This window comes from Beijerinckia sp. L45 (assembly GCF_009765775.1).
GTDB lineage: Bacteria > Pseudomonadota > Alphaproteobacteria > Rhizobiales > Beijerinckiaceae > RH-AL1.
The window spans coordinates 44,468-70,988 of the sequence record NZ_LMUU01000276.1 but is presented as its reverse complement, the minus strand read 5'-3'; the positions used below and the strand labels follow the sequence as shown (position 1 = coordinate 70,988).

The following is a 26,521-nucleotide window of genomic DNA, read 5'->3' as shown; positions in this document are numbered from 1 at the left end:
CATCCACAGGAGAGATCGAAGGCACGCCCCGTCACCATCATCCGACCGTCGTCGGCCGCCACGTGTGTCGCGGATGACGCCAGTCGATGCCCTCGAGCAGGTAGGCAAGCTGCGCCGGCGTGATCACGACGACGCCGTCGGCTGGCGAAGGCCAGATGAACCGGCCGCGCTCCAATCGCTTCGCATAGAGCGAGACACCGTGTGCGTCGGTCCAGAGAACCTTGATCAGATCGCCGCGACGGCCTCGGAAGACGTACAGGTCGCCGCCATTGGGATCGCGCCGCAACGCTTCCTGAACCTGCAGCGCCAGGCCGTTCATCCCGCGCCGCATGTCGGTAGCGCCCACCGCTAGCCAGACGCGGACACCCGACGGGACGGGAATCATCGCCGCTCCACCACATCGAGCAGACGTGCGATCGTCGCGTTATCGAGGCCCGCATCGACGATGAGCCGACGTCCATTCCGCGCGACGATCTCCACGCGCCCGGCGACCATCGGAGCTGGGTCGCTCGGCTCCACCGCCTCGGGCACGACCAGCGCTGGGACGAACTTTGCTTGGGACTTGGTGGCTTCGCCGCCATGAAAGAGCCGGCGCCACATGATCAGCAATGACGGCGAGATCCCGTGCCGACGAGCAATCGTCGAGACAAGCCTCGGCCCAGCAAAGCTCTCGGCGACAATCCTAAGCTTCTCGTCTGTTGACCATCGGCGGCGGCGGCCCGTGTCGACGACATCGAGCCTACCAACATGCGCATAGTGAGTATGACTAGCCATACTCACTATGCGCTACCGTAAATGCCACCCGCGCAAGACGGCCCACGCCGGACGAATACCATCCAGGATGCATAGGTCGGTGTGAAATGAAGGGTGAAGCGAGGTCGCTCGGCCAGCCACGCGCGAACCTTCGGATGCTTGTGGGCCGCGTAGTTGTCGACGACGAGGTGCAGATCGAGATCGCTCGGCACGTTGGCCTCGATGTGTTTCAGGAAGCCCAAGAACTCCTGGTGGCGATGGCGAGCTCGGCATTGCGTCATGGCCTGTCCGTTGGCGATTTCGAGCGTGGCAAACAACGTCGTCGTTCCGTGGCGGACGTAGTCGTGGGTCACGCCTTCGATGTAACCGAGTCCGAGCGGCAGCATCGGCTGCCGTCGTTCCAGCGCCTGGACCTGTGTCTTTTCGTCGACGCAAAGCACAAGCGCATGGTCGGGCGGATTCAGATAGAGCCCGACGATATCGCGGACCTTGTCGACGAAAAGTGGATCGCTAAAAAGCCGAAAGGTCTTCGAGCGGTGGGGCTGCACGTTGAAGAGCGCGAGCATGCGCGCGACCGTGCTCTTGGACAGCCCCGTCGTTGTCGCGGCGGATCGCACAGTCCAGTGGGTCGCGCCGACTGGTTTGCTCCCGATCACCATGCGTAGAAGGCTTACGATGCGCTCCTCATCATGCGTCCTCGGTCGCCCAGGCTTGGCTTCGCCGTAGAGACCAGTCAGTCCCTTCTCAAACCATACCTTGCGCCAGTGACAGATCGTCGGGTTTGAGACGCCAAGACGGCTTGCGATCGACGTGTTGGCCTCGCCCGCCGCGGACGCGAGGATAATGTGCGCTCGACGTACGAGACTATGGGCGGCGCTCTGCGACCGCCCAAGGCGCTCGAGTTCATCGCGCTCGATCTTGCTGAGCGTCAAAGCCTGTTCTTGCGGTCGACCGATGCGCGCCATGATCCGCCCTCCAAGCGAATCATCGCAATCTCATACTAATAAGTAAAGAGACATGCGGGACAGGACACTAGGCCCTGTTGACAAAGGTTGGCATTTAAATGCGAGCAGCTGCAAGACAGAGGAAGGCGCAAAACGATGAGCGGGGTTTTGTCGTAACGCGTAGCGATGCGGCGGAACTGCTTCAGCTTGTTGAACATCCGCTCGATATGATTGCGATCCTTGTATCGTCTGAAGTCGCAAGCGGCCGGTTCTTTCCGATTAGCTTTGAGCGGAATGACCGGCAAAATGCTATTCATGAGAAGTGCTGCGCGAACGTTATCTCCGTCGTAGCCTTTGTCTGCGAGCATGGCCTTGGGACGATCGACCGGTAGGGCCAACAACTGCGGGACGGCTGTGTAATCCGACGCTTCGCCGCCCGTTACGACAAAGCCGAGAGGGCGTCCTTGACCGTCAGCGCGGGCGTGCACTTTGCTCGTAAAGCCGCCGCGGCTTCGACCAAAGCCCTCCTTATGCGTCCCCCTTTTGCGCCCGCTGCCTGCGAGTGGCCTCGCACCGTCGTCGAGTCGATCATGTATTGCCAGTGATCGGTCAGTCCGAGCTCGACCAGCGTCTCCAGCAGCGCATCCCAGACGCCTTGTTCGGCTCAGCGCCGGAACCGCACATAGATTGAGTTCCACTTGCCGTAGCGTTCATGCATGTCGCGCCAGGGACATCCCACCCGCAGCACGTAAAGCATGCCGTTCAAAACGACCCGATTATCGTTCGCTGGACGCGCTGATCGTCCCCGCTCAGGCGGCAGAAGAGGACCGATGATCGCCCATTCCGCATTGCTCAAATCGCCCAGACTCAATCGCGCCTCCCCTCAAGGAACACGCTTGAATCACGCCCGACGCGATCTGGGAATCCTCTTTGTCAACAGGGCCTAGTAAGGAACATCCTCTCCAGCAAGCAACTTACGCTGTGTGCTATCGTCTTCTGCGCAGATACGGTTGACCACATTTGAAACGCTCAGAACGTCCGATTCAGGCAAAAACGGGTAAAATAGTAGCGGGTGGTCCGCGTGATGAGGATGGTTGGCCTGGTTGACGCACGGATAATACGTCTGGGAGCTTTGACGTTTCACGAGATCGGTTCGGACGTAAGAAAGCTCTAGGACGTCGGCGACGGGAAAGCCCTCAACAAAATGCAGTCCTGCGCAATTGTTTGCGTGTACGTGAAAGAGCGTGAAGCGATCGTTCAGTCTGTTGAGCGATAAAAAAACCTTCTCGCAAAACGCGGGCTCGCACAGCCTGCTCAGCCAATGACCCTCGAAGACAATTTGCTCAAACCGATCCAGCACGCTGGCGTCTATGCTCGAGAAGACATCCCACTCCGCGCCTTCGACATCCATTTTCAGAACGCACGACGTTTTGCCCGCTATTTTCTCAAGGTGGTAGGTTAGGGGCGCTAGTTCGGCGGATCTTACGCCTTCAGCGGATACTCCAACTCTTTCGAAACTGAATAAGGGATGGTGTTCGGGGGTGTCCCAGACCGTGTGATCCGCAAGAAAGACTTGCCGTCCCTGTTCTGCCATTGCTTTCTCGAAAGAAGTCTCGGGCCCAACGCCAAAGCTAAGGACGTCTGATCTGGTCTGGGAATCAGCTAGGACGTAACCGCCATCACGAAGCTTGCCGATATACACCTTTGCTAGGTCAATGTCGTAAGGCTTTAACAGCGAAATCGTCTTGAAGACATTCGGCGAGATGCGGGGCATGTGAACTTCCGTTTGTTCAGTACAGACTAGCTTCAGCTTAAAAGAGTTTCTTTCAGCTACCTATCGCAGTCAACCATAGCCCGCCTTGTGCGGGCTTTTTCTATGGACCAGCATATCACTGGACGGCGAACCGCCAGCGAGGGTGGATTAGTCCTCACCAGCGGCTCTGACCGAGCTTGGCACGCGAATGACCGCTCGGCTGACCGCCTTCTAGCGAACGACCATAATCTTTCCAAGGCTGATCCTCACCCGAGTGGCCTTTTTCTATGGAGCCCGCATGCGTCTCATCATCGGCGCGTGCGCTGCTCTGTGGCTGCTTTCCGGGGCCGCGCAAGCGGAGACGGGGCGGGCCAGTTTCTATGGCGCGGAATCAGGCCGGCGCGCGGCCAACGGCTCGGTCTTCCGCCCAATGGGGCTGACCGCGGCGCATCGCTCTTGGAAATTCGGCTCGCGCGTCCGAGTCTGCCTCGTTGGATGCGTGGACATCGTCATCACCGATCGCGGGCCGGCAAAGCGCATGGGCCGCATGCTTGATCTGTCGCGTGGCGCGGCCCGACTTATCGGCCTCGAGCGCCGCGGCGTCGCCACCATCCATTTCGAACGCCTGAACTGAGGGACTGAGCATGATCAACCGCGCGCCCTTTTTCGACGCCGTGCGCTCGGCGATCTTCCACCACATGACAACCAATCAGGTGGCGGGTTGCGAAGCAATCCTGGCCGAAGCCGAGCACCGCTTGATGACGGACATGAGCCAACTGGCTTACATGCTCGCCACGGCCTTTTGGGAGACCGGGCAGGCCATGCAACCAGTCATCGAGGTAGGGAAGGGCCGGGCAAGGAATACGGCGTACCTGACCCGCACACGCATCAAACGTACTATGGCCGGGGGCTAGTGCAGCTCACATGGAAAGCGAATTACGAGAAGTTCGCCGCCATCTGCCTTTCCGATCTCGTCAACAAGCCGGACCTGGCGCTTCAGTTGCCGATGGCTGTGACCATCATGTTTGAGGGCATGGAACGCGGGCTGTTCACGGGCAAAAAGCTTGCCGACTATTTCCACGTTGGCAAGGCGGATTGGATCAACGCGCGTCGCATCATCAACGGGACGGATAAGGCTTCGACGATCGCGGGCCGCGACGAGACCATCGAGGAAGAGACGCCGAAACAGCCGCGCTAACGGCTTGACGGGTAGAAAGAAGGTTGGGGCGGCAACCAACCCACTGTCCATCACGCCCAAGCCCACCACCGGGCACGACGCAATGGACATGGGGATGATGGGTAAGCGTCTGCTCCCAGGTGTGCAGCACAGCGAGGAGGCCGGTCTCAGCACCAAGTGACGGCGATCGGCGGCGAGGGTCATGATTGGCGTCCGCCGCGCATCGCATCAGCAGGGCGTAGACGGTCGCCTTGTTCTGGACGGCGATCTCGGCCGCCGCCGGCGGCAGGGTGAAGACAACGTGGAAATACGGCACCGGCAAGAGAGCGGCCTGGCGTGCGGCGAGCCAGTCGTCACGCGCGGCGGCTTGGCACTTCGGGCAATGCCGGTTGCGGCAGGAGTTGTAGGCAATGCGGACCGTGCCGCAGTCGCCACAAGCTTCGACATGTCCGCCCAACGCGGCGGTCCGGCAAAGCTCGATCGCACTCATGACACGTCGTTCGCCGCGTCCGAGATGGCCGGCATGGTCATGGCGATAGGCGGCGCCGTGAAGACGGAGGACGTCCGCCAGCTCGATGGCAGGCATGTCGGCCGGATCAACTCGGCGGGACAACCTGGATAGAAAGCTTATCAAAGGGGGCTTTGCGTCGTCGCGATCAGATGGGTCGACACCCGCGTGTAGCGAGCGGTCGTCGATAAGTGACCATGCCCGAGCAGAACCTGAATGATGCGGATATCGGTGCCGTTTTCGAGAAGATGCGTCGCGAAACTGTGGCGCAACACATGAACGATGACCCGTTTGTCGAGCCCGGCAGCCAGCACCGCCGAGCGGCAGGCGGCATGCAGGACGTTCTGCTCGATCGGCTTGTCGGCGCTCCGGCCCGGAAACATCCAGGGCGCCGGCCGCGCCAAGCGCCAGTAGGTGCGCAGGACCGCCAACAGTTGCGGCGACAGCATGACATAACGGTCTTTGCCTCCTTTGCCGCATTCGACCCGGATCACCATCCGCGCACTGTCGATATCGGCCACCTTGAGCCTCACGACCTCTGAAACCCGCATGCCGGCGGCATAGGCGCAGGTCAAAGCCGCTCGGCTCTTTAGGCTGGCAACCGCCTCAAGGAACCGCACAACTTCGTCGGCGCTGAGGACGATCGGCAGCTTCTGGGGCTCCCGCGCACGAGCGATCCGTTCCGGCACTGCGTCGCGCCCGAGCGTCACGCCGTAAAAGAAACGCAGGGCGCAGACGATCTGGTTCAGCGACGGCCAAGAGATCCCGTTCGCGATCAGATAAACCTGGAACGTGCGGACATCCTCGACATCGAGGTGCACCGGCGAGCAGTCAAAATGCCGGCTGATCTTCGTCACCGCATGAATATACGATCGTTGGGTCGCCGGTGAGAGATTGCGGACGGTCATGTCCTTGATCATGGACGACGCAGAGGGCTGATCTCGGCCATCTGGAAACCTCCTGTCTGATAGTTAGGCTGCAACACCCATGATCCTCCCAGACAGAAGGCTCCTCAGACAGACGGACAAAACGCGATCACGACGGCCCTGCCGCGATAGCGGCTTCGTTCAATCCTAAAAACCGATTTTCCAAACGGTCTCTAAGAGAACCTGTTCGGACGCAAACTGGGCAACGTCGTCGGCAGCGCTAAATGCGGCTTTGAATAGCGCCGGTCGTAATACGGGCTATAGGCGTCATCGATATAGGTTGCCGTTCCATGCCGCGCCCGAAGGCGTGCCGTTTCGACCTTAAAGCGCTCGTTGTTGGCACCGATCTCATCGCTCCCGCGCGACACGGACTCGTGGTGAATCAGTTGCGCAAAGGGCGTCCAGATTGTGCGAAATCCCGCTGCCTTGGCGCGAAGGCAGAAGTCGACATCGTTATAGGCGATCGGGAAGGCATCCTGATCGAAGCCGCCCAGTGTCTCGAAGCAACGCCGCGTGACAAGCATGCAGGCCCCGGTCACCGCCGTGAGGCTTTGGCGCACGTTGAACCTTCCCATAGGGCCGGCTTCGTCGGCTGGTTCGCCGATGTACCAATGCCCGGCGGCTTCGCCGAGGCCGACAATGACGCCGTTATGCTGGTTAAGACCATTAGGATAAAGTAGTTTTGCGCCGACAATACCGACGGAATCGAAAGCTAGGCACGACACCATTTCAATAAGCCAGAACGGCTCTTTCACTTCGACGTCGTTGTTGAGGAACAACAGAGCATCGCCCTTCGCCAATCGCGCCCCGCGATTGCACATGCCAGCGAAGTTGAAACTTTCGGAAACAATATCGATGGTTATGCCTTCTTGGTCTTTTAAAGCGCCGTAAAAGGCGAGAACGTCAGCGTCGGTCGTCCCGTTGTCGACAATGACGATGTCCAAATCTGAATAATCGGTCCGTCTCCGCAAATCGTCGATGACCCTTGAGATGAGGTCGAAGCTGTTCTTGTTGGGGATGATTACCGACACCTTGGGCGATGCGGGCTCAGAGAACTTAATCCGATGCAGGTTGGCATCGAGCGCCGGCACGACATCGACACGCACGCCAGCTGCTTTATAGGCGTCTTTTAGGGCCAAGCGCGCATTGGTGACCGAGCGCTCAATGTGGACCGAGGAATAGCTTTTTTCCTCTCGCCGCCACATGTAAGCGAGAAAGGGAATGTGAATGACTGAACCCCGTTTTGCACCAATGAGGTAGCGCAGCAGCAAATCGTAGTCCTGCGACCCTTCACGATCTGTCCGTAGTCCGCCCAGCGCCTTAAGACGCGCACGCCGGAATACCGAGAAATGATTAATGTAGTTCATTCCGGATAACAGAACGGAGTCGAATGCAGGCTTGCAGAACGATCCGACGGGGCGGAGCGCGACGTCGGTGATAATCTCGTCTGTGTAGAAGAAATCAGCGTCCGGATGATCGAGGATGGCCTTCGCAATGATGGCGATAGCGCCCGAAACGAACTGGTCGTCGTGATCGATGAAAGCGATCCATTCGCCTTGGGCCGCCTGGATCCCGGCGTTGGTGGCCGCAGCAATGCCGGCATTTTTGGTGCTGAACAGCACGCGCACACCTTCATCCTTTTGCGCAGTCTTGAGCCGATCCAGAGCCGCGCGGTCTGTCGATCCGTCGTCGCTCAGGATCAGTTCGGCGTAGGCCGCTTTTTCCGCTGCGAAAGATTTCAGCAGATCGGCAAGGTAGAGCGCGTTGGTGTTGTAGGTGGGCGATACGAATGAAATGAGCGGTTTCCCGGCGTGCCCGACCAAGGCCGTGTCCATCTTGCTCTGAACCGCATTGGCTTCGAGCGATAGGAAATACTTGAGGTTGGGCAGCAGCTCCTTGCTGCCCTCCTGCACGCGCAGACCGCCGCCCGAGGAGACATCCCGAAAGAATTTGATGGTGCGGGCCACGTTGCTCGTGATCCAGGGTATGAAGCCGACGTGGCCTTTTGCGTCAGGGCTCACGAGCCCGATCTTTTGGTAGCGCAGGTTGAACAGGTAATGAAGGATCGCGACGAGGATCGCATTGTCCGTTTGGAACGGCAGGAAGCGGAACGTGGCCTCGCCCGTCGCCGGCCGGAAACGGAGGCGCTCGACCTCGCGCATTTTGTCGAGTGCGATGTGGTAGAAAGCGAAGGGGAAAGCCTTCAGCGACAAGGCTGTCATATCGTTGAAGCCGGACCCCTGATCGAAGGCAATCTTCGGCGCGATCTCGCCGCGTGCCGTCGACAAAAAGAACCCGATGAACCGGGTCTGGCCTGGGCTGATGTGAAAGATGAACCCGGGATCGTCCCCGGTGCTCGTCCAGACGACCGGAGACGCTTGTTCGAGACGTTCCGTCTCGGTCGGGGCGAGGTAACGCATGATCAGATCGTGTCCGTAGTAGCCAGGCAGTTTTTGAGTGCGCAGCGACGGCTGACTATCTGGCGCACCGCCACGCGCAGAGTGCGCCCTAATCGGTTGGGCTGTCGGTGCTACCCGAGTTCGAGCGCGAGATAAAGCATCAGGCCAAAGACCGTTATTAGACACCGTCGGCGAGCAGCGTCGGATAGGCCATGGTGCTACTCAGCCTATTTGAATGCGATCGCCGGAGCCAATACGGCGCAAATTCTGTGGATGACAGCTCAAAAGCTTGGCGACCCGTCAGTTTGGAATTTGGTGGCCAACGCCAACGCGGCCCGAAGCCAGTCCGCCTCGTAGGCTTTGTCCCGAGCTGCGCCTGGGCGGGCGGGAGAGCGTCGAGCATCAGCGCAGCGCCCTTGTAGTCGCTCAACTGCCTTCGCTGAGCAGCAGGATCAGCGGGCGCCCGTGACCGTCACACTGCGTGGAGCTTGAAGTTCAAGCCGCCTTTGGCGCGTCCGATACGTCGGAGAAAAGCCCCTTTTAGGCAGGATGCGGCCGGTGCGGTGAGCCTTGAAATGAGTTGCATCAATCATCGCCTGATCGGGCTTTCCGCCTTTGGCCGAAAGCCCGGCGAAGATCGCGTTGAATACGCCAAGACGGCTCCATCGGATGAAGCGCTTGTAGATCGTCTTGTGCGGACCATACTCTTTCGATGCATCGCCCCAGCGCAACCCGTTGCGGATGACGAAGATGATGCCGCTGGCGATCCGCCACTCGTCAACCCGCGGGATCCCGTGCGAGAGCGGAAAGCATGGCGCGATGCGACGCAATTGCGCTGGTGAATCCGAATCAGATCACTCCATGACGGCAGATCCTGGCGCCGACAGTGAATCAAGCGATCATCACATCCGCAAGTTCATCAATAGGTCCTGAGCCTAGAATCCATCACGGTTGGCATCTCGACGACTCAAAGGCTCAGCCATCTCCTGGTTCAAGCTTGCCATGTCGATAAAGTAGCGACATAGAACGCGTCGATGCGACGTTCGATCTCGGCGCCGCCTTAGGGTTTCCAGCTTTTTGGCAAGGCGGCAGCCTTCCGCTCAACGCCGTCAATGTGCCTTGGAAGCGGTCCTTCACCTGCAGGGCCGCGGAGGGCTTCAGCTGTCGCGGTAGTCGTCTGCTGTCCGCGTCGCCGGCCGCATGCCCGGCGCGTGGGGGTCAAAACCTTCGCCGAGCATGGCGCTGACGCGGCAGTCGTCGCACATCATCAGCACCCGGGTGCGGGCCCGTCCGGTCTCGCCAGAGAACATCCAGTTGTTGTCGGTGAGCTTGGCGATGACGCGTTCGATCGTGCTGCGCACGCCGAAATGCTTGCCGCAGGCGACGCAGGGGAACGGATCCTCTTCGCGCATGACGCGCGCCGGTGCGGCCCAGGCGGCGAGGTCGAGCTGCGGCCGCAGCGTGATGACGTTCTCCGGACACGTGGTGGCGCAGAGGCCGCATTGCACGCAGCGCTGCTCGTCGAAGCGCAGCACGGGCCGGTCGGCCTGATCGGACAGCGCGTCCGTCGGGCAGGCGCCGACGCAGGACAGGCACAAAGTACAGCCATCGGCGACCTCGATGGCGCCGATCGGGGCGAGCGGCGGCAGCGCGATGGCCGGCGCCGTCTCCGGCGCCACATGCTGCAGCTCGCGCAAGGCGAAGCGGAGAAAATCGCGCTTCGGGCTCCACGGGAGGAAGCTCGCCGGCACAGGCGCCGGCGTGCCGATCGGCAGGGCGTCGAGCTGCTCGCGCAGCGCGTCGGGATCGTCGGTCTGGATCAGCGTGACGATCCCGTCGCCGAACCCCATGCCGGCGAGGATCGGATTGGCCATCGCCAAGGTCCGCTCCAGGCCCGCGAGATCGTGCTTGGGACGGGCGCGGGTCAGCAGATGCAGACCGACGCTGCCGTAGGCGAAGGCGCAGGTGATGGCGTCCAAACCGACCTGGCTGATCTCGTTGACGCGCAGCGGCAGCACGCGGGCCGGCAGGCCGCGGCCGAAGCGGGCGAGCGCGTCGAGCAGGGGCGCGCCGTGCTCGTCGTCGTAGAGCAGAACCACGGGGTTCTCGCCGCCGGCCTCGCGGTAGGTTTTCACCAACGTGCGCAGCATGCGGTCGAAGCCGTCTTCCGTCGGCATCGCGTAGGTGATCGCGCCGGTCGGGCAGGCCGCGGCGCAGGAGCCGCACCCGGCACAAACATAGGGGTCGATGGCGACGTGGTCGCCGGCGGGCGTGATGGCGCCGGTCGGGCAGAGGTCCAGACAGCGGCTGCAGCCGATGAGGCCCGAGCGCTGGTGCGCGCATTTCTTCTCTTCGAGCGTCACATAGCGCGGCCGGTCGAACTCGCCGATGAGCTGGCCGGCCTCGGCGATCACGCGTTCCACCGCCGTGGGATTGCGCGGATCAGCGCGGAGATAGCCGTCGCGGAGGTCGTCGGCGGTGAACAGGGGCCTTCGGCCGCTGACGTCGACGATGAGGTCGCAGGTCGACTTGGCGCCGCTGCGCCCCAGCTCGAACACGAGTTTCGCCCGCGACGAGGGGAGGGGGGCGGCAAAGTCGTCGATCACCAGATCGAAGGCGCCGAGATGCCCGGTGGCGGCGACCACCGTGCCCTTCAACACCGGAAAGAGTGCGGTGCGCGGCGGCGCGACATCCGTGGGACGGCTGAGCAGCACGGTCACGTCGAGCGTCTCGGCAAGCCGGCGACCAACCTCGATCGCCACCTCGTCGGTGCCATAGACCAGCGCGACGCCGGTGCTGGTCATCGACACCATCTGCACCGGTGGAACGGGCTCGGTGGCGGCAGCGACCAGCGCCGCGATCTTCGGCCCGGCCTGCGCGCCCTCGTCGGACCAGCCCGCCAGGCCACGGATGTCGACGAAATGCAGCGGCGCCAGCGAGCCGAGATCATCGGCGGTTTCGCGAAACAGCGGCGCTTCCTGGGTGCAGCCGATGGTCAGCGGCGCACCGGTCGCCAGCGCCTGTGTGACCATATGAAGCTGGCTGCGGCAGAGGTGATCGGCCGTGCGGACGGCTCCCCGGGCCATCGCCGGGTCGATGCCGAGGCTCATCTCGAACGTGCGCTCGCACGAACACAGGATGGTTTGGCCCTGATCGGACGGGCGCGTCGCTGGCTCGGGGAGGATGGGGATCGTCTTTGCCTGGCTCATGGGATAGCTCATACAGTGGTATTCCCGCGAAGGCACGGTCCCGCGGGTAGGAGAACATAGGTGGCAGTCGGTTTGCGCATGGATGAAGAGTTCGACCTGCCGCCGCCGTTCGACGTGTTCCGGCTGCGCGAACGTGAGGACGCCTTTGCCGTCGCCTGCCGGCGGGCGGACGAATGCGGCGCCGGCAGCCTGTTCACCGTCGGACGCTTCGATCTGCTTGAATTCGCGGTGGTTTTGGAGCCGAACGAACCGTTGCATACGGCGCGGCGCGCCTTCTTCGTCGGCATGAATGCGCTGGCCGATGCGATCGGCGCCCATGCGCCGCCGCAGAAGCCGGTGAGCTTCGTGTGGCCCGATGTCATCCGGTTCGACGAAGCCCGCCTCGGCGGGGCACGGCTCGGCTGGCCGGCCGATTGCGCCGAGGATGACGTTCCGGCGTGGCTCGTCTTCGCGCCGATGCTGATCGCGTCAAAAATGCAGGGCGACGAAGCCGGGTATACGCCCGATACCACCGCCCTCGATGAAGAAGAGCTCGACGGCGGCGCGCCGTTCCTCGCCAGTTTCGCCCGCCACCTGATGTTCGGCCTGGATCTCTGGGCCGCACGCGGTTTTGCGCCCATTGCGGAATCCTATCTTGCCAGCCTCAAGCGCGACCGCGCCGGCGACACGCTCCGCTTGGGCGATAACGGCGACCTACTGATCGGCAATCCGGTGCGCAAAGGCGAAGAGCGCTACGCGCTGCTGGCCGGCCTGGCGAAAGCCGACTGGTTCGATGCGGCCAAGGGAGCGCCGCGACTATGACGAGGACAGAAACGCAGGACGGGCGCGAATTCTGGGTGTCGTCGGGGCACCACCTGACGCAGCGTCGGGCGGACGGGCGTCTCGCGGTGACCGACGCGCTGCTGCTTGCCTACATCGCCCGACCGGAGCTGACGCCGCCCCCCGAGGCCTGCGCGGCGGAGATCGCGCTCTATGCGGCCATGCTCAAGGCGCCACGCCGCATCGTCGAACCCGCCGAGGTCGCGGCGATCGAAGACCCGGATGCCCGCGAAAACTGGCAGGTCATCCTCGATTTCCGCGGCCATCTGCTCGCCTGCGACAGCGTCGAGACGGCCTATCTCTCGCTGGTGCAGTCGCACTCGCAGGGCATTCCGCATCTCTTCCTGCAGCACTTGGCCCATCTCATCCTGCGCAATGCGCTCGATGGCTGCGACGACCCGCACGTGCTGCGCGCCGGCGAGCTGTTCTTCCGACCGCAGAAGGCCGCCGTCCACGATGGCTCGATGCTGCTGGCTGATCTGGAGATCGTCGAGGCCCGCGCCGCCATCAATTCGGGCCCGCTTGAAGCCATCTTCGGCCGCGCGCCGGAGGCCGACCTCGACGTTCTGACGGATGACACCGCCTGGACCTACTGGAGCCGCTCGGACGCCTTTACCATGGCGCTCGACATCGGCGCGATGCCGGGGCGGCAAGGGCTGGCGACGGTCATCGAACGCTGGATCGCGCATCTGCTCGGCATTGCGGTCAAGGTCACGCCGGTGGCGCGCATCGAGGATCAGGACTGGCGCTGGTTCGTCGGCCTCGACGCCGAGGCGACGGCGATTGGCAATGCGCTGTGGCGCGACGCGATCCTGGCGCCTGAGGCGCTCGGCCGCATCGCCTCGCTGTTCCGCCTCGACGCGCTCGATGCCGACGCTTTTGCGCCGGACATGGCGGGCGCACCGGTCTATCTCATTCTGGCCGCAGACACGGACAATATCATCCGGCTGAAACCGCAGAACCTCGTCAGCGGCCTGCCGTTGCGGGTGCAGGAGATGCCATCATGAGCGATCCCGCAGGGTTTACCGTCGGCGTCATCGTCGCCCGCCGCAGCATCGGGGGCGCCTGGCCCGCGGAGGAATGGCGCGCCCGCGCCGTGCTCGCCGCGGCGCCGGCGACGCCGCCGTGGACCGTTCTCGCGGAATCCGAGGGCGAGACCACCTTCTACGCCGGCCCGGCCTTCGTCGCGCTCGAACGCGGTTCGACCCCGCATTACGGCGACAATCTGGTCGGCACCGTGCCCTCGCTGTGGGTGGTGCTGCAGCCCGATGGCGACCGCGTCGCGATCCTCGACGTCACCGTCGACCCTTACGAAGGCGAGGGCTACATGGAGGGGCTCGACACCATCGTCGAAGCCGTGCCGATGCCGCTCGAAGTGGCGGCCCAGGTCCAGGATTTTTATGACCGCTTCCATGTCGAGACGGTGTTTGTGAAGCGCGAGCGCGACAAGCCGGAACTCGACGTGTTCGGGCGCCGCCAGCGCGGGCCGGCGCACTGATGAGCGACGAAGGCATTCTCGGCCGCTGGTCGCGGCGCAAGGCGCAAGCCCGAGCGGCGCCAGAGCCCCTAGCGCCGCTCGAAGCGCCGGCCCAAGGACTGGCAGAGGAGCCGGTTGAGGCGGTCGACCCCGAACTTATGGAACAGACCAGCGAAGCCGCCATCGCCGCCCTGACCGGCGAATCGGACATCACCGTCTTCTTAAAAAAAGGCGTCGCCGGCTGGGCCAAAAACGCAGCCCTGCGTCGCGCCTGGGCCATGGATCCGGCGATCTGCGATTTCGTCGGCGAGGCCCGCGATTATGGCTACGACTGGAACAGCGGCGAGGGCGTGCCGGGCTTCGGCCCGATCCTGGCCGGCGACAATGCGACGTCGATCCTCGACACGATGTTCAGCGACGTCTCGCTGATGAACGATCCGGTTCTGGACGCCGAAAGCGCGGATGCGCTTGTTTCCCCTGCGGAAAGACCCGTGCCGACGTCGGCGGCGGACGAACTCGCGGCGCGGCGCGCGCGCGATGCCGCTCCGGAACCGCCGCCCGAAATCGCGGCACCGGAGCCCTCTGCAGCGCTGCCGCTGTCGGACGCGGCGCCGGGCGAGCCCGAGCCGCAGCTGCAATCGGAGGTCGTCGACGCACCGAAGCCGCGCCGCCATGGGTCGGCCACGCCGGTCTGAGCGGTGCTGGCGTCTTGCCCTGCGGCCTCGACGGACATTGACGGCGAGCGGATATTGAACCATTCCAAACAGCGTGGCGTACCCTTTGGACCCAATGAGCGAGCGCCCTGCGATCGTAAGCCCTGACGTCGGCGACCTAGCCGCGGGAGTTCCGCGCGCCGCGCCCGTCGACGCGATCGACAGTTTGGAAGCGGCGCGGGCGCAGGAATACGCCTTGCTCTCGCACCTTTTGCGCACGGCGCCCTCCGCCGATCTGCTGGCCAGGCTCGGCAGCCTGACGGGCGACGAGACGCTGCTAGGCCAGGCTCACGTCACGCTCGCCCGGGCCGCGCGCTCGATCTCGGCGGCGCAGGTGGCTGACGAGCATTTCCAGATCTTCGTCGGTCTCGGCCGTGGCGAGCTTTTGCCCTACGCGTCGTTTTATATGACGGGTTTTCTCCATGGCCGGCCGCTGGCGCGGGTGCGGGGCGACCTTGCCGATCTCGGCCTCCACCGCAACGATGGCGACATCGAGCCGGAAGATCATCTGGCGACGTTGTGCGAAGTCATGTCCGGCATCGCCTCTGGCCTGTTTGAGGCCCCCGACCGGGGGCTCGGCTTTTTCGACCGCCATCTCGCGCCCTGGGCCGACCGCTTCTTCGTCGATCTCGAGGTCAGCCCGTCCGCGACGTTCTATCGCGCCGTCGGCGCGCTCGGCCGGGTGTTCATCGAGATCGAGACCCAGGCTTTCAAATTCGATCGCGCGGAGGCCGAGCCTTTATCGCGCGTCGAGGCTCAATTCATCCCAGCAGCACGAGGACAGCATGTCTGACGACATCAAGCCGGGCCAGATCGACGCTGATCGCCGAAGCTTTTTCCGCTCGGTTGGCGGCGTGTCCGTGATCGCCGCAGCGGCTGTGGCGTCGCCCTTCGTGGCGACCGAGGCCGAGGCTTACGATCCTGGATCCGAAGAAGCCCGCGCGCGCTACCGCGTCACGGACGACGTCAAAGCATTCTACCGCACCAACGGCTACGAGACGAAGAAGAAGTGAGATCGACATGCTGATCAAGCGTCGAACCGGCGAAGCCCGCCGCAATACCCTCTCCCAGCGCGATGGCGGCCGCGGACCAGCGGTCCTCGATCGCCGCTCGTTCCTGACCCGCTCCGGCCTCGCTGCCGGCGGCCTCGCGGCGGTCGGGTCGATACAGCTTGGCTCGGTCCGCAAGGCGACCGCCGCCGAGGCGCTGCATCCGAGCCAGAACACCACCATCAAGCACAATATCTGCACCCATTGTTCGGTCGGCTGCACGGTCACCGCGGAAGTGCAGAACGGCGTCTGGGTCGGCCAGGAGCCGAGTTGGAACAGCCCGATCAACCGCGGCGCGCATTGCGCCAAGGGCGCCTCGGTGCGCGAGCTCGTCCACGGCGACCGCCGCCTCAAATTCCCGATGAAGCTGGTCGACGGCAACTGGGAGCGCGTCTCCTGGGCGCAGGCAATCGACGAGATCGGCGACAAGCTGCTCGAGACGCGCAAGAAGACCGGCGCCGACAGCGTGTACTGGATCGGCTCGGCGAAGTTCACCAACGAGGCGGCCTACCTCTACCGCAAGTTCGGGGCCTTCTGGGGCTCGAACAACGTCGATCACCAGGCCCGCATCTGCCATTCGACGACCGTCGCCGGCGTCGCCAACACCTGGGGCTACGGCGCCCAGACCAACTCCTACAACGACATCCGCAACGCCAAGACCATGATCATCATGGGCGGCAATCCGGCTGAAGCGCATCCGATCTCGGTCCAGCATCTGCTGGCCGGCAAGGAGCTGAACCGCGCCAACATGATCGTCATCGATCCGCGGTTCACCCGCACCGCGGCGCACGCCACCGAATATGTGCGCCTGCGGCCCGGCACGGATATCCCGCTGCTCTGGGGCATGCTCTGGCACATCTTCGAGAACGGCTGGGAAGACAAGGAATTCATCAAGCAGCGCGCCTACGGCATGGACGACATCCGCAAGGAAGTCGCGAAGTGGAACCCGAAGGAATGCGAGAACGTCACCGGCGTGCCGCCAGCGCAGCTGCGTCGCGTCGCCGAAATGTTCGCCAAACAGAAGCCGGCGACGCTGATCTGGTGCATGGGCCAGACGCAGAAGACCGTAGGCACCGCCAACGTCCGCGCCTCCTGCATCGCGCTGCTCGCCACCGGTAACGTCGGATCACCCGGTACCGGCGCCAACATCTTCCGCGGCCATACCAACGTCCAGGGCGCGACCGATCTCGGCCTCGATATTTCGTCGCTGCCTCTGTACTACGGCCTCGTCGAAGGCGGCTGGAAGCATTGGGCGCGCGTCTGGGAGGTCGAGTACGACTATTTCGTCTCGCGCTTCGACGCCGTCCCGGCCAAGGGCGGCCGCCCGGCGCGCACGCCGAAGCAGAACATGGAGACCCCCGGTCTCACCTCGACGCGCTGGTTCGACGCGGTCCTCCTTCCCGAGGATCAGGTCGATCAGCAGTCCAAGGTCAAGGCGATGTTCGTCATGGGCCACGGCGGCAACACCGTGACCCGCATGCCCGACGCGAAGAAGGGCATGGAGGCGCTCGACCTGCTTGTCGTCGCCGATCCGCATCCGACGACCTTCTCCTCGCTGAGCGACCGCAAGAACAATACCTACCTGCTGCCGATCTGCACCTCGTTCGAGACGACGGGGTCGCGCACCGCGTCGAACCGCTCGCTGCAGTGGGGCGAAAAGGTCGTCGAGCCGATCTTCGAGTCGAAGGACGACTACGAGGCGATGTATTTGCTCGCCAAGAAGCTCGGCTTCGCCGACCAGATGTTCAAGAACATCAAGGTCGAGAACAACAAGCCGTCGTCCGAAGACATCCTGCGCGAGATCAACCGCGGCGGCTGGTCGACCGGCTACTGCGGCCAGAGCCCCGAGCGCCTGCAGGCGCACATGCGCAACCAGGCGAAGTTCGACCTGGTGACGCTGCGCGCGCCGAAGGATGACCCGGAAGTCGGTGGCGACTATTACGGCCTGCCGTGGCCGTGCTGGGGCAAGCCGGAGCTGAAACATCCCGGCAGCATGATCCTCTACAACACGGCATTGCACGTGAAGGACGGCGGCGGCACCTTCCGCGCCCGCTTCGGTGTGGCGCGCGACGGCGTCAACCTGCTGGCGGAAGGCTCCTATTCCAAGGGGTCGGACCTCACCGACGGCTACCCCGAGTTCACCCTCGCCGTGTTCAAGAAACTCGGCTGGGACAAGGAACTCACCGCCGACGAGATGGCGTCCATCAACAAGGTCGGGGGCGACAAGCCGGACACCGTGAGTTGGGCGACCGACCTCTCCGGCGGCATCCAGCGCGTCTGCCTAGACCATGGCTGCTCGCCCTACGGCAACGCCAAGGCGCGCGCCGTGGCGTGGAACATCCCCGATCCGGTTCCCGTGCATCGCGAGCCGATCTATACCGTGCGCCCCGACCTCGTCGCCAAATACCCGACGCGGCCGGACGAGCGGCAGTTCCGCATGCCCAACATCGGTTTCTCCGTGCAGAAGGCGGCTGTCGACAAGGCGATGTCGAAGGATTTCCCGATCACCCTCACGTCGGGCCGATTGGTGGAATACGAAGGCGGCGGCGAGGAGACGCGCTCGAATATCTGGCTGGCCGAGCTGCAGCAGGACATGTTCGTCGAGGTCAACACGCTGGACGCCTCGGATCGCGGCATCAAGCACGGCAGCTGGGTCTGGGTCTATGGCGCGGAAAGCTCGTCGAAGGCCAAGGTCAAGGCGCTCGTCACCGATCGCGTCGGCCGCGGCGTCGCCTTCATGCCGTTCCACTTCGCCGGCTATTTCCAGGGCGTCGACCAGCGCGGCAACTATCCCAAGGGATCGGATCCGATCGTGCTCGGGGAAAGCGTCAACACGCTGACCACCTACGGCTTCGACCCCGTCACGAACATGCAGGAAACCAAGGTCACGATCTGCCAGATCAAGGCAGCCTGACGAGGATTGTATTATGGCCCGAATGAAATTCCTCTGTGACGCCGACCGTTGCATCAAGTGCAACGCCTGCGTCACCGCCTGCAAGAACGAGAACGAAGTGCCGTGGGGCATCAACCGCCGGCGTGTCGTCACGATCAACGACGGCAAGCCGGGCGAGCGCTCGGTGTCGATGGCCTGCATGCATTGCACCGACGCGCCCTGCGCTTCGGTGTGCCCGGTGAACTGCTTCTACACCACGGCCGATGCCGTGGTGCTGCACTCGAAGGAGCTGTGCATCGGCTGCGGCTACTGCTTCTACGCCTGCCCCTTCGGCGCGCCGCAGTACCCGCGCACCGGCAACTTCGGCTCGCGCGGCAAGATGGACAAGTGCACCTATTGCTCGGGCGGCCCGGAAGCGGACCTCACCGTCAAGGAATACGAGATGTACGGCGCCAACCGTCTCGCCGAGGGCAAGCTCCCGCTTTGTGCGGAAATGTGCTCGACGAAGTCGCTGCTTGCCGGGGACGGCGACGTCATCGCAGGCATCTACAAGGAACGGGTGATGACACGGGGCTACGGCTCCGGCGCCTGGGGCTGGAAGACGGCCTACGGCGAAGCCATCGCGATTTCGACCTGAAGAACGGAATGACCGCCATGACCACGCTGTTCGCCAAGCTCCGCCTCGTCGTCGCCGTCGCGATGATGTCGGCCGGCCCCGCCCTGATCGTTTCGTCTCATACGGCCATGGCCCAGGGGACCGGCTCGATGCAGACCCCCGACGGCGGCGCGCATGACACCGGCCGCAACCCGACGGCAGAGTCGGTGCACGAGGAAGACCTGTTCAAGACGGAATCGAAGATCCACGGTTTCGTTTCGATCCCCGACGTCAAGTCGGCCAACCTCGAGCAGCCGATGGGCCGGACCTGGCGGCGCTACCACGAGAGCTGGCTGCCGTGGATCGGCGGCATCGCCATCCTCGGCATGGCGCTCGGGCTGACCCTGTTCTACCTCTGGAAGGGCACCATCGGCGCCGACGAGAATTTCTCCGGCCAGAAGCTCATTCGGTTCAACGTGCTGGAGCGCGGCGCGCATTGGATGACGGCGAGTTGCTTCATCATCCTGTCGCTGTCCGGCGTAAACTACGTCTTCGGCAAGCGGATCATCCAGCCGCTGATCGGCAACGACGCCTTCGGCACGATGTCGCAGTACCTGAAGTACGCGCATAACTTTCTGTCGTGGCCGTTCATGCTCGGCGTGACCACGCTGTTCCTGTTGTGGGTCAAGGACAATATCCCGAATCGCATCGACATCGCCTGGATCAAGGCCGGCGGCGGCATTTTGTCCAAGGACGGCCACGCCCATGCCGAACGCTTCAATGCGGGCCAAAAAGGCGTGTTTTGGCTGGTGGTGCTCGGCGGTCTCACCATGTCGGTGACCGGCCTGTTCCTCATCTTCCCGTTCTACGTGACCGACGTCACCGGTCAGCAACTGGCGGAAACCGTCCATGGCCTGTTCGGCGTGGTCTATATCGCGGCGTTGCTCGCCCACATCTACATAGGCACGATCGGGATGAAGGGCGCCTATGAGGCGATGGGCACGGGCGAAGTGGATCTGGCTTGGGCCAAGAGCCACCACGACCTGTGGGCCGAACGCGAAGTGGCGGAAGGCCGGGTTTCGCCCGCGCCGGCACCGGCCGAGTAAATTGGCCTATTTCGATTGTGCAGGAAGGCCCGGCGACGACGCCGCGCCGCTCTTGACGGGATCGGAGCAGGAGGCCGGGTTCTTCTGACAATCGGCCTGCATGCCGGGCGCGCCGTTGCCCGATCCGCCGCCGGCGGCGGGGAGTACGGCGCGCGACGGGATCTTGGTGACATCGTTCTGGGAATTGCTTTCCGCCGATGTGCCCTGGCTTGACGTTTCGGCCTGGGCGCTGGAGATCGTGATGATGGCGGTGAGAGCGGCAACGACGGCGATGGTTTTCAAGAGCGTTTATCCTATTCACGGAACGGGCTTCTCTCGACTCAAGCTTGGGTCCGGCCAATAGGTTCACGACAAAACGTCCATCCTGCGCCATTGGCGGAGATGGCAGCGGAGTAAGCATATGAAGGTCATCATCTCATCCATCGTGCTGGCTTTCGCCATCGGCGGCCTAGCGGCCTTCGTTCTCGGAACGATTCAGAAGCCAGCCGACGTCGCCTTCGCGACAAGCGGCACGCGCGTTGGCCTGTCTACGACGACGCACATGGTCGGGCCGAACTGGACGGGCCTGGACGACAAGGAGTAGTCCTTCGGCAGGGCGGGCATCGACTGTCCCGCTACTCCGAACAAAGGCGTCCTCCTTCTTGGCCCAGTTGACCGGTGACACCTTTGCGGGCGGACAGGCGCTGCTGCCCCTCGACGAGGCGGTGCGGTTGCTCTTCGAGCGGATCCCCGCCCTCGCCGACACCGAAGTCGTGTCGCTCGCCGACGCCGACGGGCGCATTCTCGCCGCGCCGCTGGTCGCCACGCTGAATCTTCCCGGCTTCGACAATTCCGCTGTCGACGGCTACGCCGTCCGCTTCGCCGATCTGTCCGATGGCGAAACGGTGCTGCCGGTCGTCGGACGCATCGCCGCCGGCCATGCGCCACACGAGAGTCCCGGACCCGGCGTCGCGATCCGCATTTTTACCGGTGCGCCCTTGCCGCCGGGCTTCGACACGGTTTTCATGCAGGAGGATTGCCGTCAGGACGACGCGGGTACCGTCGTCCTGCCGCGGGGCCTTGTGAAAGGCGCCAACGCGCGATCGAAAGGCGAGGATGTCGCCTGTGGCGCCACGGTGCTCGGCGCCGGCCGCCGCCTGGCGCCGGAGAGCATTGCGCTCGCAGCGGCGCTCGGTGCAGCGACCCTCACGGTGCGACGTGCGCTTCGCGTTGCGATCTTTTCGACCGGGGACGAGATCATGTCCCCCGGCGAAACCCTTCGCCCTGCCGCGATCTACGACGCCAACCGGTTCTTCCTGCTCGCCCTGCTGAAGCGCCTCGGCGTGGCGGTGACCGACCTCGGCATCCTACCGGATACGGAAGACGCGATCCGGCGGGCGCTCGACGCGGCGGCGCCCGCCCACGACCTGCTGCTGACGTCGGGCGGCGTCTCGACGGGCGAAGAGGACCATGTGAAGGCTGCGGTCGCCGGTGCGGGATCTCTGGTGTTCTGGCGCGTCGCGATCAAGCCCGGCCGGCCGGTCGCACTCGGCGTGATCCAGGGTACGCCGTTCGTGGGCCTCCCCGGCAATCCCGTGGCAGTCTTCGTGACCTTCGCCGCGATCGTCCGGCCGCTTCTGGCCGCCTTGGCTGGCGAGACCTGGACGCCGCCCATCCCGCTGCCGGTCGCATCCGGCTTCGCCTACCGCAAGAAGAAAGGCCGCCGCGAGTATGTCCGCGTGACCCTTGCGCGCGACGCCACGGGACGACTGGTCGCACAAAACTATCCCGTCGAGGGCGCGGGCGTTCTCACCTCGCTCACCGAAAGCGACGGCTTGGTCGAACTCGGCGAGGATGTCGTCACCGTGGCACCAGGCGACGTCGTCGCCTTTCTCAGCTATGCGGCGCTGCGCTGATCGCCACACGCCGTGTGCTTGCCCGGTGTCTTGTTCTATGGGACTGGGAGCGGCCCGATCCGACATCGGAGCGCTGGAGACACTTGGTTTGACCCTTCCGGAACATGGCGCAGGCAAAACGGTCCGATGCGCTTGCGGGGCAGCGCTGCTCCTCTGGGCGCAGGCGGCATCAGCCGCACCGGCAACCCATGTCGTGACCGACATGCGCGGCAACGCCGTGACCGTTCCCGAGACGATCGAGCGGCTTGCCGAACAGTTTCCTGCCCATACGATTACGGACATCATGCTCGGGATGGGCGACAAGCTCGTCGCCATACCGCGCAACGTCAAAACCATTCCGCTGCTGCAAAAGGTGTATCCCGGCATCACCGCCGTTCCCGAGACGTTTCGCAATGGTGGGACGGTAAACATCGAGGACCTGCTGTCACGCCGCCCCGATGTGGTGTCGATGCTCGGCGGCACGGTGTCCGACACGCCGTTCAAGACGGCGGGCATCCCGGCGGTCGTGATGACCTTCGCCTCGCTGGAACAGCTCCCCAAATCCATAACCCTGGCCGGTGACGTCTATGGCGGCGACGCCAAGGTGAAGGCCGCTGCCTTCGTCGCCTATTTCAATGGCAAGCTCGCGGCGATCCAGGCGCGACTGGCAGATCTGCCGGACGCGCAACGTCCGAGTGTCGTCCACATCTCGAGCTTTCCGCCGCTGGTGATCGACGGCGGGACCTCGCTGATCGACAACTGGATCAAACAGGCCGGTGGTCGCGATGCCGCGCACGACGTCTCTGGCGTGCACGTCGGCATTACGATGGAGCAACTGCTCACGTGGGATCCCGACGTGTTGATCGTCGAAACGCCGGGCGGCGACCAGGGGCTCGCGGCTGGCTCCGGTCAATCCGTGCTCAAGGCGCTGTCCGAGACTGCCGGCTGGCAACAGCTGCGGGCGGTTCGCACCAAGCGCGTCTTCATGAACCCGCAAGGCCTGTATCCGTGGGACCGCTATGGGCCCGAGGAAGCGCTGCAGATCCAGTGGGCCGCCAAGACCCTGCATCCGGATAAATTCGCGGATCTCGACATCCGAGCCGAAGCCAAACGGTTCTATCAAACCTTCTTCGGCTACGCGCTCAGCGATGCCGATCTGCGTCAGATGTTCCAGGAATGAGCGTTTCCGGACGGAGCATGAGGCTCGCCGAGCCCGTGCGGTCGACCCGTTGACACGGCGTGTCTTCGGCGAGCATGCGCCCGTCCTCGTCCTGTCCGCCATTCTGCTGCTGCTTGGTTTGCTGTCCCTCGGGATCGGTCGCTACATGATCGATCCGCGAACCGTGTTCCACGTGCTGATACAGCACCTGATGGATCTGCCCTCGGTTGGATCCCCAACGGAACAGGCGATCGTCCTGAACATCCGGCCGCCACGGATTTTTGCGGCCATCGTCGTCGGGGCAGCATTGTCGGCGTCGGGCGCTGCCTACCAGACGATGTTCCGCAATCCGCTGGTGTCACCGGAAATCCTCGGCGTCGCCGCCGGAGCCGGGTTCGGCGCCTCCATCGGCATTCTGCTCGGAGTGGGCGTCGGTCTTCTCGAAATCCTGTCGTTTGGCTGCGGCCTGCTGGCGGCGCTTCTCGCGCTGGCCATCGGGCGCCTCGTCGGCAACGGTTCGCTGAGCATCCTCGTGCTCGGCGGGATCGTCATCGGCGCGATGTTTGGGGCGTTGATCGCGGCGACGCAATATTTTGCCAATCCCGAGACGACCTTGCCGGAAATCACGTTCTGGCTGTTCGGCAGCCTGGGGCGCGCCACGTTCGCGAGCCTTCAAGTGCCGGCGCTCATCGTGGCGCTCTGCCTCGCCGCGCTCTATGCCGTGCGCTGGCCGCTGACGGTGCTTGCCGCCGGCGACGACGAGGCGCGCACGATGGGCATCAATCTTGGATTGACCTGGAGCGTGGTTATCGCCGCCTCGACGCTGATGACCGCAACCGTCGTCAGCCTCGCCGGCATCATCGGTTGGGTGGGGCTGGTCGTTCCGCATCTCGCCCGATTTATCGTCGGGCCATCCTTCACCCGCCTGCTGCCGGCCTCCATCCTGATCGGCGCCATCTACCTTCTTGCCGTCGACGATGTCGCGCGCAGCGCCAGCCCGCTCGACCTGCCCTTGGGTATTCTCACCGCGCTGGTGGGCGCACCCTTCTTCATTCTGCTGCTGATGAAACTGGGGCGACGGTGGTCATGAGCGACCCTAGGGCATGTCCGGACCAGCCGGTCAGCCTCGCGATCGCCGATCTGACGTTCGGCTATCCCGCCAAGGGGCACCGTCTCCAAGACGTGTCTCTCACCTTGAGAGAAGCGGAAATCTGCTGTCTGCTCGGTCCGAACGGCGCGGGCAAGACGACGCTGCTTCGCTGTCTGCTCGGCCTGCTCAAGCCCGAGCGGGGCACGATCCGCATCCAAGGACAGGATATCAAAAGCCTGGCGGCCCGCGACCTGGCCCGTCTGGTCGCCTACGTCCCGCAGAGCGCGACGACGCCGTTTCCGTTCACGGCTCTGGAGATGGCGGTGATGGGGCGAACGCCCCACCTTCGTAGCGGCGCCGTGCCGTCGGCCGCGGATCGGCGCATCGCGCTTGGACGCCTCGATCGTCTCGGCATTGCGGCTCTCGCCGACCGGATCTTTTCGACCTTGTCCGGCGGTCAGCGGCAGATGGTTTTGCTCGCACGCGCCCTCGTCCAGGACGCCCGTATCCTTGTCCTCGACGAGCCGACGGCCGCTTTGGACTACGGCAACGAGGTTCGCCTGCTGCAGATCGTCAGTGCGCTCGCGGACGAAGGCCGGTCCGTTCTCATGACGACACACCAGCCCGCACAGGCCTTCGGCTACGCCGATCGCGCGGTGCTCCTGCGCGACGGCGCCATCCTTGCGCAAGGGCCGCCGGACGAGGTTTTGACCAGCGAAAGCCTCACCGCACTCTATGGCGCCACGATCCATGTCGTGTCGGTGTCCCTGCCTGATCATCCAGGGCGAGTGATGAAGACATGTCTTTCACGACCGGATAGCGGCTGGCGCGGCGCAAAGTAGTCCCGCATGCAATGAAGGGCTTACGAGCGCGCCTTCCAATGTGTTGGAGGCCGCATTGTTCGGTCCGGCTGGGGGCGTCGCTATACAGTTGCAACGCTTGTGCGCCCCATATCCCTTACTCCTCGGGTCTTCGCTGGGTGCGCCACCAGTTCACGGTCTCCGCCAAGCCGTGGTTGAGATCGTAGCGTGGGGTAAAGCCAACTTCGTCTCCAAGCCGCTGCACATCCGCTTCAATTGCGTGGGGTTCGCTTGCAGACAGCGGGCGCTCGCCGAAACCGATGAGATCCGGCCGACCAGTTTCAAATGCAATGTGTTCGAGCAGCCTGCGAACCGATTGGGCCTGCCCGGAGCCAATATTGACCGGTCCTTCTGCTGGACTGTCCAGCAGTGCCGCGAAGGCCGCAGCGGCATCGGCAATGTGGAGGAAATCACGCTTTTGCAGGCCTTCGCTCGTCGGGAACCTTTCTCCCGCGAGCAGCTTGCGGATGGCGTCGCTGACAAGTCGACCCGGTCTCTCGTCCGGCCCATAAAGATAAAAGATGCGTCCCCAAGCGAGCGAAAGACCGCAGGTCGCGGCATAGGCTTCAAGGATGCGGCGCAGGCCGTCTTTCGCCGCCCCGTAGAGAGTCGCTGGGACGCACGGGCTTTGCGTTTCATGAAAGCGGGCACTGCCCCACGCATACTCGGCACATGTGCCGGCGATGACGGCACGTCGGCCGCCTGCCTCGGCAAAGCTTCTTACAAGATTAAGGCTCGCCGATACCCACTCCAGATTCTTAGCTGATGTCCAGTACACCCCTGGTTCAGCATACCAAGCGAGGTGGAGCAGATGGCTCGGCCGAATCGTTGCAAGGACTGCGCTCGTTTGGGCCGGTGATAGAAGGTCGGCGACATGGAACGTAAGCCTGTGACCGACGGGTGCCGTCCGTCCGACCGCATGGACGTCAAAACCACGCTCTAGGAGCAGCGGCAGGACGGCACGGCCGACAAAGCCGGTCGATCCGGTTACGAGCACCCGTTTCATCTTGGCGCGTCTGCCGGCATCGTCCAGTCGGCGTATGTCAGATCCCGCTCCGAAATGATGGTGATGGGCTCCGGCCAGCGGACATCAATTGCAGGGTCATTCCATCGCAGGCCTCTTGCGCTTGTCGCCACGTAGGGCACGTCGATCATGTAAAGAATTTCCGTGTCGTCCTGAAGGGTCTGAAACCCGTGCGCTATCCCTGCCGGAATGT

28 protein-coding genes and 3 pseudogenes are annotated in these 26,521 nt (G+C 63.7%); 17 read left to right on the top strand and 14 right to left on the bottom strand.

Annotated elements, in window-relative coordinates; translation table 11 throughout:
* Positions 1-37 precede the first annotated feature (37 nt).
* The 6 genes and pseudogenes from tnpB to GSQ79_RS28550 all read right to left on the bottom strand — a co-directional run bounded on the left by tnpB (position 38) and on the right by GSQ79_RS28550 (position 3,471).
* Positions 38-385: an IS66 family insertion sequence element accessory protein TnpB gene (tnpB, locus tag GSQ79_RS28570; protein WP_158812121.1), complete on the bottom strand. Its 348-nt coding sequence runs from the start codon at positions 383-385 to the stop codon at positions 38-40.
* Positions 382-717 (bottom strand): annotated as a pseudogene (locus GSQ79_RS30155) (transposase); the annotation flags it as partial. The pseudogene GSQ79_RS30155 and the gene tnpB, both read right to left, overlap by 4 nt.
* A 62-nt stretch (positions 718-779) precedes the next feature.
* Positions 780-1,718, bottom strand: a complete 939-nt coding sequence (locus GSQ79_RS28560; protein WP_158812119.1) for an IS630 family transposase — start codon at positions 1,716-1,718, stop codon at positions 780-782.
* A 35-nt stretch (positions 1,719-1,753) separates the two neighbouring features.
* Entirely contained in the window at positions 1,754-2,395 is a 642-nt protein-coding gene (locus GSQ79_RS28555) for an IS5 family transposase (RefSeq protein ID WP_246725652.1), read from the bottom strand.
* On the bottom strand, positions 2,362-2,568 hold the full coding sequence (locus GSQ79_RS30005; RefSeq protein WP_246725651.1) for a transposase: 207 nt from the start codon (positions 2,566-2,568) through the stop codon (positions 2,362-2,364). The genes GSQ79_RS28555 and GSQ79_RS30005 overlap by 34 nt, the downstream gene beginning before the upstream one ends.
* Positions 2,569-2,640: 72 nt before the next feature.
* On the bottom strand, positions 2,641-3,471 hold the full coding sequence (locus GSQ79_RS28550) for an FkbM family methyltransferase (RefSeq protein ID WP_158812118.1): 831 nt from the start codon (positions 3,469-3,471) through the stop codon (positions 2,641-2,643).
* A gap of 277 nt (positions 3,472-3,748) precedes the next feature.
* Between GSQ79_RS28550 and GSQ79_RS28545 the strand changes: the two genes are divergently transcribed.
* Genes GSQ79_RS28545 through GSQ79_RS29995 form a run of 3 tightly spaced genes read left to right on the top strand, consistent with a single transcriptional unit; the run spans position 3,749 to position 4,648 of the window.
* Positions 3,749-4,084, top strand: a complete 336-nt coding sequence (locus GSQ79_RS28545) for a septal ring lytic transglycosylase RlpA family protein (RefSeq protein ID WP_158812117.1) — start codon at positions 3,749-3,751, stop codon at positions 4,082-4,084.
* Positions 4,085-4,094: 10 nt separating this feature from the next.
* Positions 4,095-4,364 carry a hypothetical protein gene (locus GSQ79_RS30000; RefSeq protein ID WP_246725650.1) on the top strand — a complete coding sequence of 90 codons (270 nt, stop codon included), beginning with the start codon at positions 4,095-4,097 and terminating at the stop codon, positions 4,362-4,364.
* Positions 4,364-4,648 carry a hypothetical protein gene (locus GSQ79_RS29995; protein WP_246725656.1) on the top strand — a complete coding sequence of 95 codons (285 nt, stop codon included), beginning with the start codon at positions 4,364-4,366 and terminating at the stop codon, positions 4,646-4,648. The genes GSQ79_RS30000 and GSQ79_RS29995 overlap by 1 nt, the downstream gene beginning before the upstream one ends.
* Here the strand turns inward: GSQ79_RS29995 and GSQ79_RS28535 are convergent.
* The 5 genes and pseudogenes from GSQ79_RS28535 to GSQ79_RS28515 form a co-directional block, all read right to left on the bottom strand.
* A pseudogene (locus tag GSQ79_RS28535) lies at positions 4,619-5,213 on the bottom strand (transposase zinc-binding domain-containing protein); the annotation flags it as partial. The gene GSQ79_RS29995 and the pseudogene GSQ79_RS28535 overlap by 30 nt on opposite strands.
* Positions 5,214-5,223: 10 nt before the next feature.
* A pseudogene (locus GSQ79_RS28530) lies at positions 5,224-6,084 on the bottom strand (site-specific integrase).
* A gap of 150 nt (positions 6,085-6,234) precedes the next feature.
* Complete coding sequence (locus tag GSQ79_RS28525; protein ID WP_158812116.1) at positions 6,235-8,481, bottom strand: glycosyltransferase family 2 protein; 2,247 nt, start codon at positions 8,479-8,481, stop codon at positions 6,235-6,237.
* Positions 8,482-8,912: 431 nt separating this feature from the next.
* The gene (locus GSQ79_RS28520; RefSeq protein WP_158812115.1) at positions 8,913-9,290 is read right to left on the bottom strand and encodes a transposase; all 378 of its coding nucleotides are present in this window, start codon (positions 9,288-9,290) and stop codon (positions 8,913-8,915) included.
* 327 nt (positions 9,291-9,617) lie between these two features.
* Positions 9,618-11,669, bottom strand: a complete 2,052-nt coding sequence (locus GSQ79_RS28515; protein ID WP_246725648.1) for a 4Fe-4S binding protein — start codon at positions 11,667-11,669, stop codon at positions 9,618-9,620.
* 60 nt (positions 11,670-11,729) lie between these two features.
* On the opposite strand from GSQ79_RS28515, the gene GSQ79_RS28510 reads away from it, so the two are divergent.
* The 9 genes from GSQ79_RS28510 to GSQ79_RS28470 all read left to right on the top strand — a co-directional run bounded on the left by GSQ79_RS28510 (position 11,730) and on the right by GSQ79_RS28470 (position 20,321).
* Positions 11,730-12,470, top strand: coding sequence for a biotin/lipoate--protein ligase family protein (locus GSQ79_RS28510; protein WP_246725647.1), 741 nt, complete (start codon positions 11,730-11,732; stop codon positions 12,468-12,470).
* Positions 12,467-13,495, top strand: a complete 1,029-nt coding sequence (locus GSQ79_RS28505; RefSeq protein WP_158812114.1) for a DUF6352 family protein — start codon at positions 12,467-12,469, stop codon at positions 13,493-13,495. Before GSQ79_RS28510 ends, GSQ79_RS28505 begins: the two co-directional genes overlap by 4 nt.
* On the top strand, positions 13,492-13,986 hold the full coding sequence (locus GSQ79_RS28500) for a DUF3305 domain-containing protein (protein ID WP_158812113.1): 495 nt from the start codon (positions 13,492-13,494) through the stop codon (positions 13,984-13,986). The genes GSQ79_RS28505 and GSQ79_RS28500 overlap by 4 nt, the downstream gene beginning before the upstream one ends.
* The gene (locus GSQ79_RS28495) at positions 13,986-14,660 is read left to right on the top strand and encodes a DUF3306 domain-containing protein (RefSeq protein WP_158812112.1); all 675 of its coding nucleotides are present in this window, start codon (positions 13,986-13,988) and stop codon (positions 14,658-14,660) included. Before GSQ79_RS28500 ends, GSQ79_RS28495 begins: the two co-directional genes overlap by 1 nt.
* 94 nt (positions 14,661-14,754) lie before the next feature.
* The gene (locus tag GSQ79_RS28490) at positions 14,755-15,471 is read left to right on the top strand and encodes a molecular chaperone (protein WP_158812111.1); all 717 of its coding nucleotides are present in this window, start codon (positions 14,755-14,757) and stop codon (positions 15,469-15,471) included.
* Positions 15,464-15,691: a formate dehydrogenase gene (locus GSQ79_RS28485; RefSeq protein WP_158812110.1), complete on the top strand. Its 228-nt coding sequence runs from the start codon at positions 15,464-15,466 to the stop codon at positions 15,689-15,691. Before GSQ79_RS28490 ends, GSQ79_RS28485 begins: the two co-directional genes overlap by 8 nt.
* Positions 15,692-15,698: 7 nt before the next feature.
* Positions 15,699-18,641 (top strand): formate dehydrogenase subunit alpha, encoded by a 2,943-nt coding sequence (locus tag GSQ79_RS28480; protein ID WP_158812109.1) that lies wholly within the window; start codon positions 15,699-15,701, stop codon positions 18,639-18,641.
* Positions 18,642-18,654: 13 nt separating this feature from the next.
* Positions 18,655-19,257: a formate dehydrogenase FDH3 subunit beta gene (gene fdh3B, locus GSQ79_RS28475; protein ID WP_158812108.1), complete on the top strand. Its 603-nt coding sequence runs from the start codon at positions 18,655-18,657 to the stop codon at positions 19,255-19,257.
* 8 nt (positions 19,258-19,265) lie between these two features.
* Positions 19,266-20,321, top strand: coding sequence for a formate dehydrogenase subunit gamma (locus tag GSQ79_RS28470; RefSeq protein WP_246725646.1), 1,056 nt, complete (start codon positions 19,266-19,268; stop codon positions 20,319-20,321).
* 6 nt (positions 20,322-20,327) lie between these two features.
* Here GSQ79_RS28470 and GSQ79_RS28465 read toward each other — a convergent pair whose 3' ends face one another.
* Positions 20,328-20,603 (bottom strand): hypothetical protein, encoded by a 276-nt coding sequence (locus GSQ79_RS28465; protein WP_158812107.1) that lies wholly within the window; start codon positions 20,601-20,603, stop codon positions 20,328-20,330.
* A 118-nt stretch (positions 20,604-20,721) separates the two neighbouring features.
* Here GSQ79_RS28465 and GSQ79_RS28460 point away from each other — a divergent pair, with 118 nt between their 5' ends.
* The 5 genes from GSQ79_RS28460 to GSQ79_RS28440 all read left to right on the top strand — a co-directional run bounded on the left by GSQ79_RS28460 (position 20,722) and on the right by GSQ79_RS28440 (position 25,286).
* Entirely contained in the window at positions 20,722-20,904 is a 183-nt protein-coding gene (locus GSQ79_RS28460) for a hypothetical protein (RefSeq protein WP_158812106.1), read from the top strand.
* A 58-nt stretch (positions 20,905-20,962) separates the two neighbouring features.
* Positions 20,963-22,216, top strand: coding sequence for a gephyrin-like molybdotransferase Glp (gene glp, locus GSQ79_RS28455; RefSeq protein ID WP_158812105.1), 1,254 nt, complete (start codon positions 20,963-20,965; stop codon positions 22,214-22,216).
* Positions 22,217-22,304: 88 nt separating this feature from the next.
* Complete coding sequence (locus GSQ79_RS28450) at positions 22,305-23,375, top strand: ABC transporter substrate-binding protein (protein ID WP_210253248.1); 1,071 nt, start codon at positions 22,305-22,307, stop codon at positions 23,373-23,375.
* Between the two features lie 49 nt (positions 23,376-23,424).
* Positions 23,425-24,444: an iron ABC transporter permease gene (locus GSQ79_RS28445; RefSeq protein WP_210253247.1), complete on the top strand. Its 1,020-nt coding sequence runs from the start codon at positions 23,425-23,427 to the stop codon at positions 24,442-24,444.
* Positions 24,441-25,286, top strand: a complete 846-nt coding sequence (locus GSQ79_RS28440) for an ABC transporter ATP-binding protein (RefSeq protein ID WP_158812104.1) — start codon at positions 24,441-24,443, stop codon at positions 25,284-25,286. Before GSQ79_RS28445 ends, GSQ79_RS28440 begins: the two co-directional genes overlap by 4 nt.
* Positions 25,287-25,401: 115 nt before the next feature.
* On the opposite strand, the gene GSQ79_RS28435 is transcribed toward GSQ79_RS28440, so the two are convergent.
* Entirely contained in the window at positions 25,402-26,310 is a 909-nt protein-coding gene (locus tag GSQ79_RS28435) for an NAD(P)-dependent oxidoreductase (RefSeq protein WP_158812103.1), read from the bottom strand.
* A partial coding sequence (locus GSQ79_RS29990; RefSeq protein ID WP_246725645.1) for a dTDP-4-dehydrorhamnose 3,5-epimerase family protein occupies positions 26,307-26,521 on the bottom strand: 215 nt, incomplete at its 5' end. The genes GSQ79_RS29990 and GSQ79_RS28435, both read right to left, overlap by 4 nt.

What these genes read in the sequence shown, in the direction of transcription:
- GSQ79_RS28470 (WP_246725646.1), top strand. Translation starts at nt 19,266, where the DNA reads ATGACCGCCATGACCACGCTGTTCGCCAAGCTCCGCCTCGTCGTCGCC.
- GSQ79_RS28515 (WP_246725648.1), bottom strand. Translation starts at nt 11,669, where the DNA reads ATGAGCCAGGCAAAGACGATCCCCATCCTCCCCGAGCCAGCGACGCGC.
- GSQ79_RS28545 (WP_158812117.1), top strand. Translation starts at nt 3,749, where the DNA reads ATGCGTCTCATCATCGGCGCGTGCGCTGCTCTGTGGCTGCTTTCCGGG.
- fdh3B (WP_158812108.1), top strand. Translation starts at nt 18,655, where the DNA reads ATGGCCCGAATGAAATTCCTCTGTGACGCCGACCGTTGCATCAAGTGC.
- tnpB (WP_158812121.1), bottom strand. Translation starts at nt 385, where the DNA reads ATGATTCCCGTCCCGTCGGGTGTCCGCGTCTGGCTAGCGGTGGGCGCT.
- GSQ79_RS28485 (WP_158812110.1), top strand. Translation starts at nt 15,464, where the DNA reads ATGTCTGACGACATCAAGCCGGGCCAGATCGACGCTGATCGCCGAAGC.
- GSQ79_RS28525 (WP_158812116.1), bottom strand. Translation starts at nt 8,481, where the DNA reads ATGCGTTACCTCGCCCCGACCGAGACGGAACGTCTCGAACAAGCGTCT.
- GSQ79_RS28505 (WP_158812114.1), top strand. Translation starts at nt 12,467, where the DNA reads ATGACGAGGACAGAAACGCAGGACGGGCGCGAATTCTGGGTGTCGTCG.
- GSQ79_RS28480 (WP_158812109.1), top strand. Translation starts at nt 15,699, where the DNA reads ATGCTGATCAAGCGTCGAACCGGCGAAGCCCGCCGCAATACCCTCTCC.
- GSQ79_RS28500 (WP_158812113.1), top strand. Translation starts at nt 13,492, where the DNA reads ATGAGCGATCCCGCAGGGTTTACCGTCGGCGTCATCGTCGCCCGCCGC.
- GSQ79_RS28550 (WP_158812118.1), bottom strand. Translation starts at nt 3,471, where the DNA reads ATGCCCCGCATCTCGCCGAATGTCTTCAAGACGATTTCGCTGTTAAAG.
- GSQ79_RS28560 (WP_158812119.1), bottom strand. Translation starts at nt 1,718, where the DNA reads ATGGCGCGCATCGGTCGACCGCAAGAACAGGCTTTGACGCTCAGCAAG.
- GSQ79_RS30000 (WP_246725650.1), top strand. Translation starts at nt 4,095, where the DNA reads ATGATCAACCGCGCGCCCTTTTTCGACGCCGTGCGCTCGGCGATCTTC.
- GSQ79_RS28495 (WP_158812112.1), top strand. Translation starts at nt 13,986, where the DNA reads ATGAGCGACGAAGGCATTCTCGGCCGCTGGTCGCGGCGCAAGGCGCAA.
- GSQ79_RS28460 (WP_158812106.1), top strand. Translation starts at nt 20,722, where the DNA reads ATGAAGGTCATCATCTCATCCATCGTGCTGGCTTTCGCCATCGGCGGC.
- GSQ79_RS28490 (WP_158812111.1), top strand. Translation starts at nt 14,755, where the DNA reads ATGAGCGAGCGCCCTGCGATCGTAAGCCCTGACGTCGGCGACCTAGCC.
- GSQ79_RS28440 (WP_158812104.1), top strand. Translation starts at nt 24,441, where the DNA reads ATGAGCGACCCTAGGGCATGTCCGGACCAGCCGGTCAGCCTCGCGATC.
- GSQ79_RS28435 (WP_158812103.1), bottom strand. Translation starts at nt 26,310, where the DNA reads ATGAAACGGGTGCTCGTAACCGGATCGACCGGCTTTGTCGGCCGTGCC.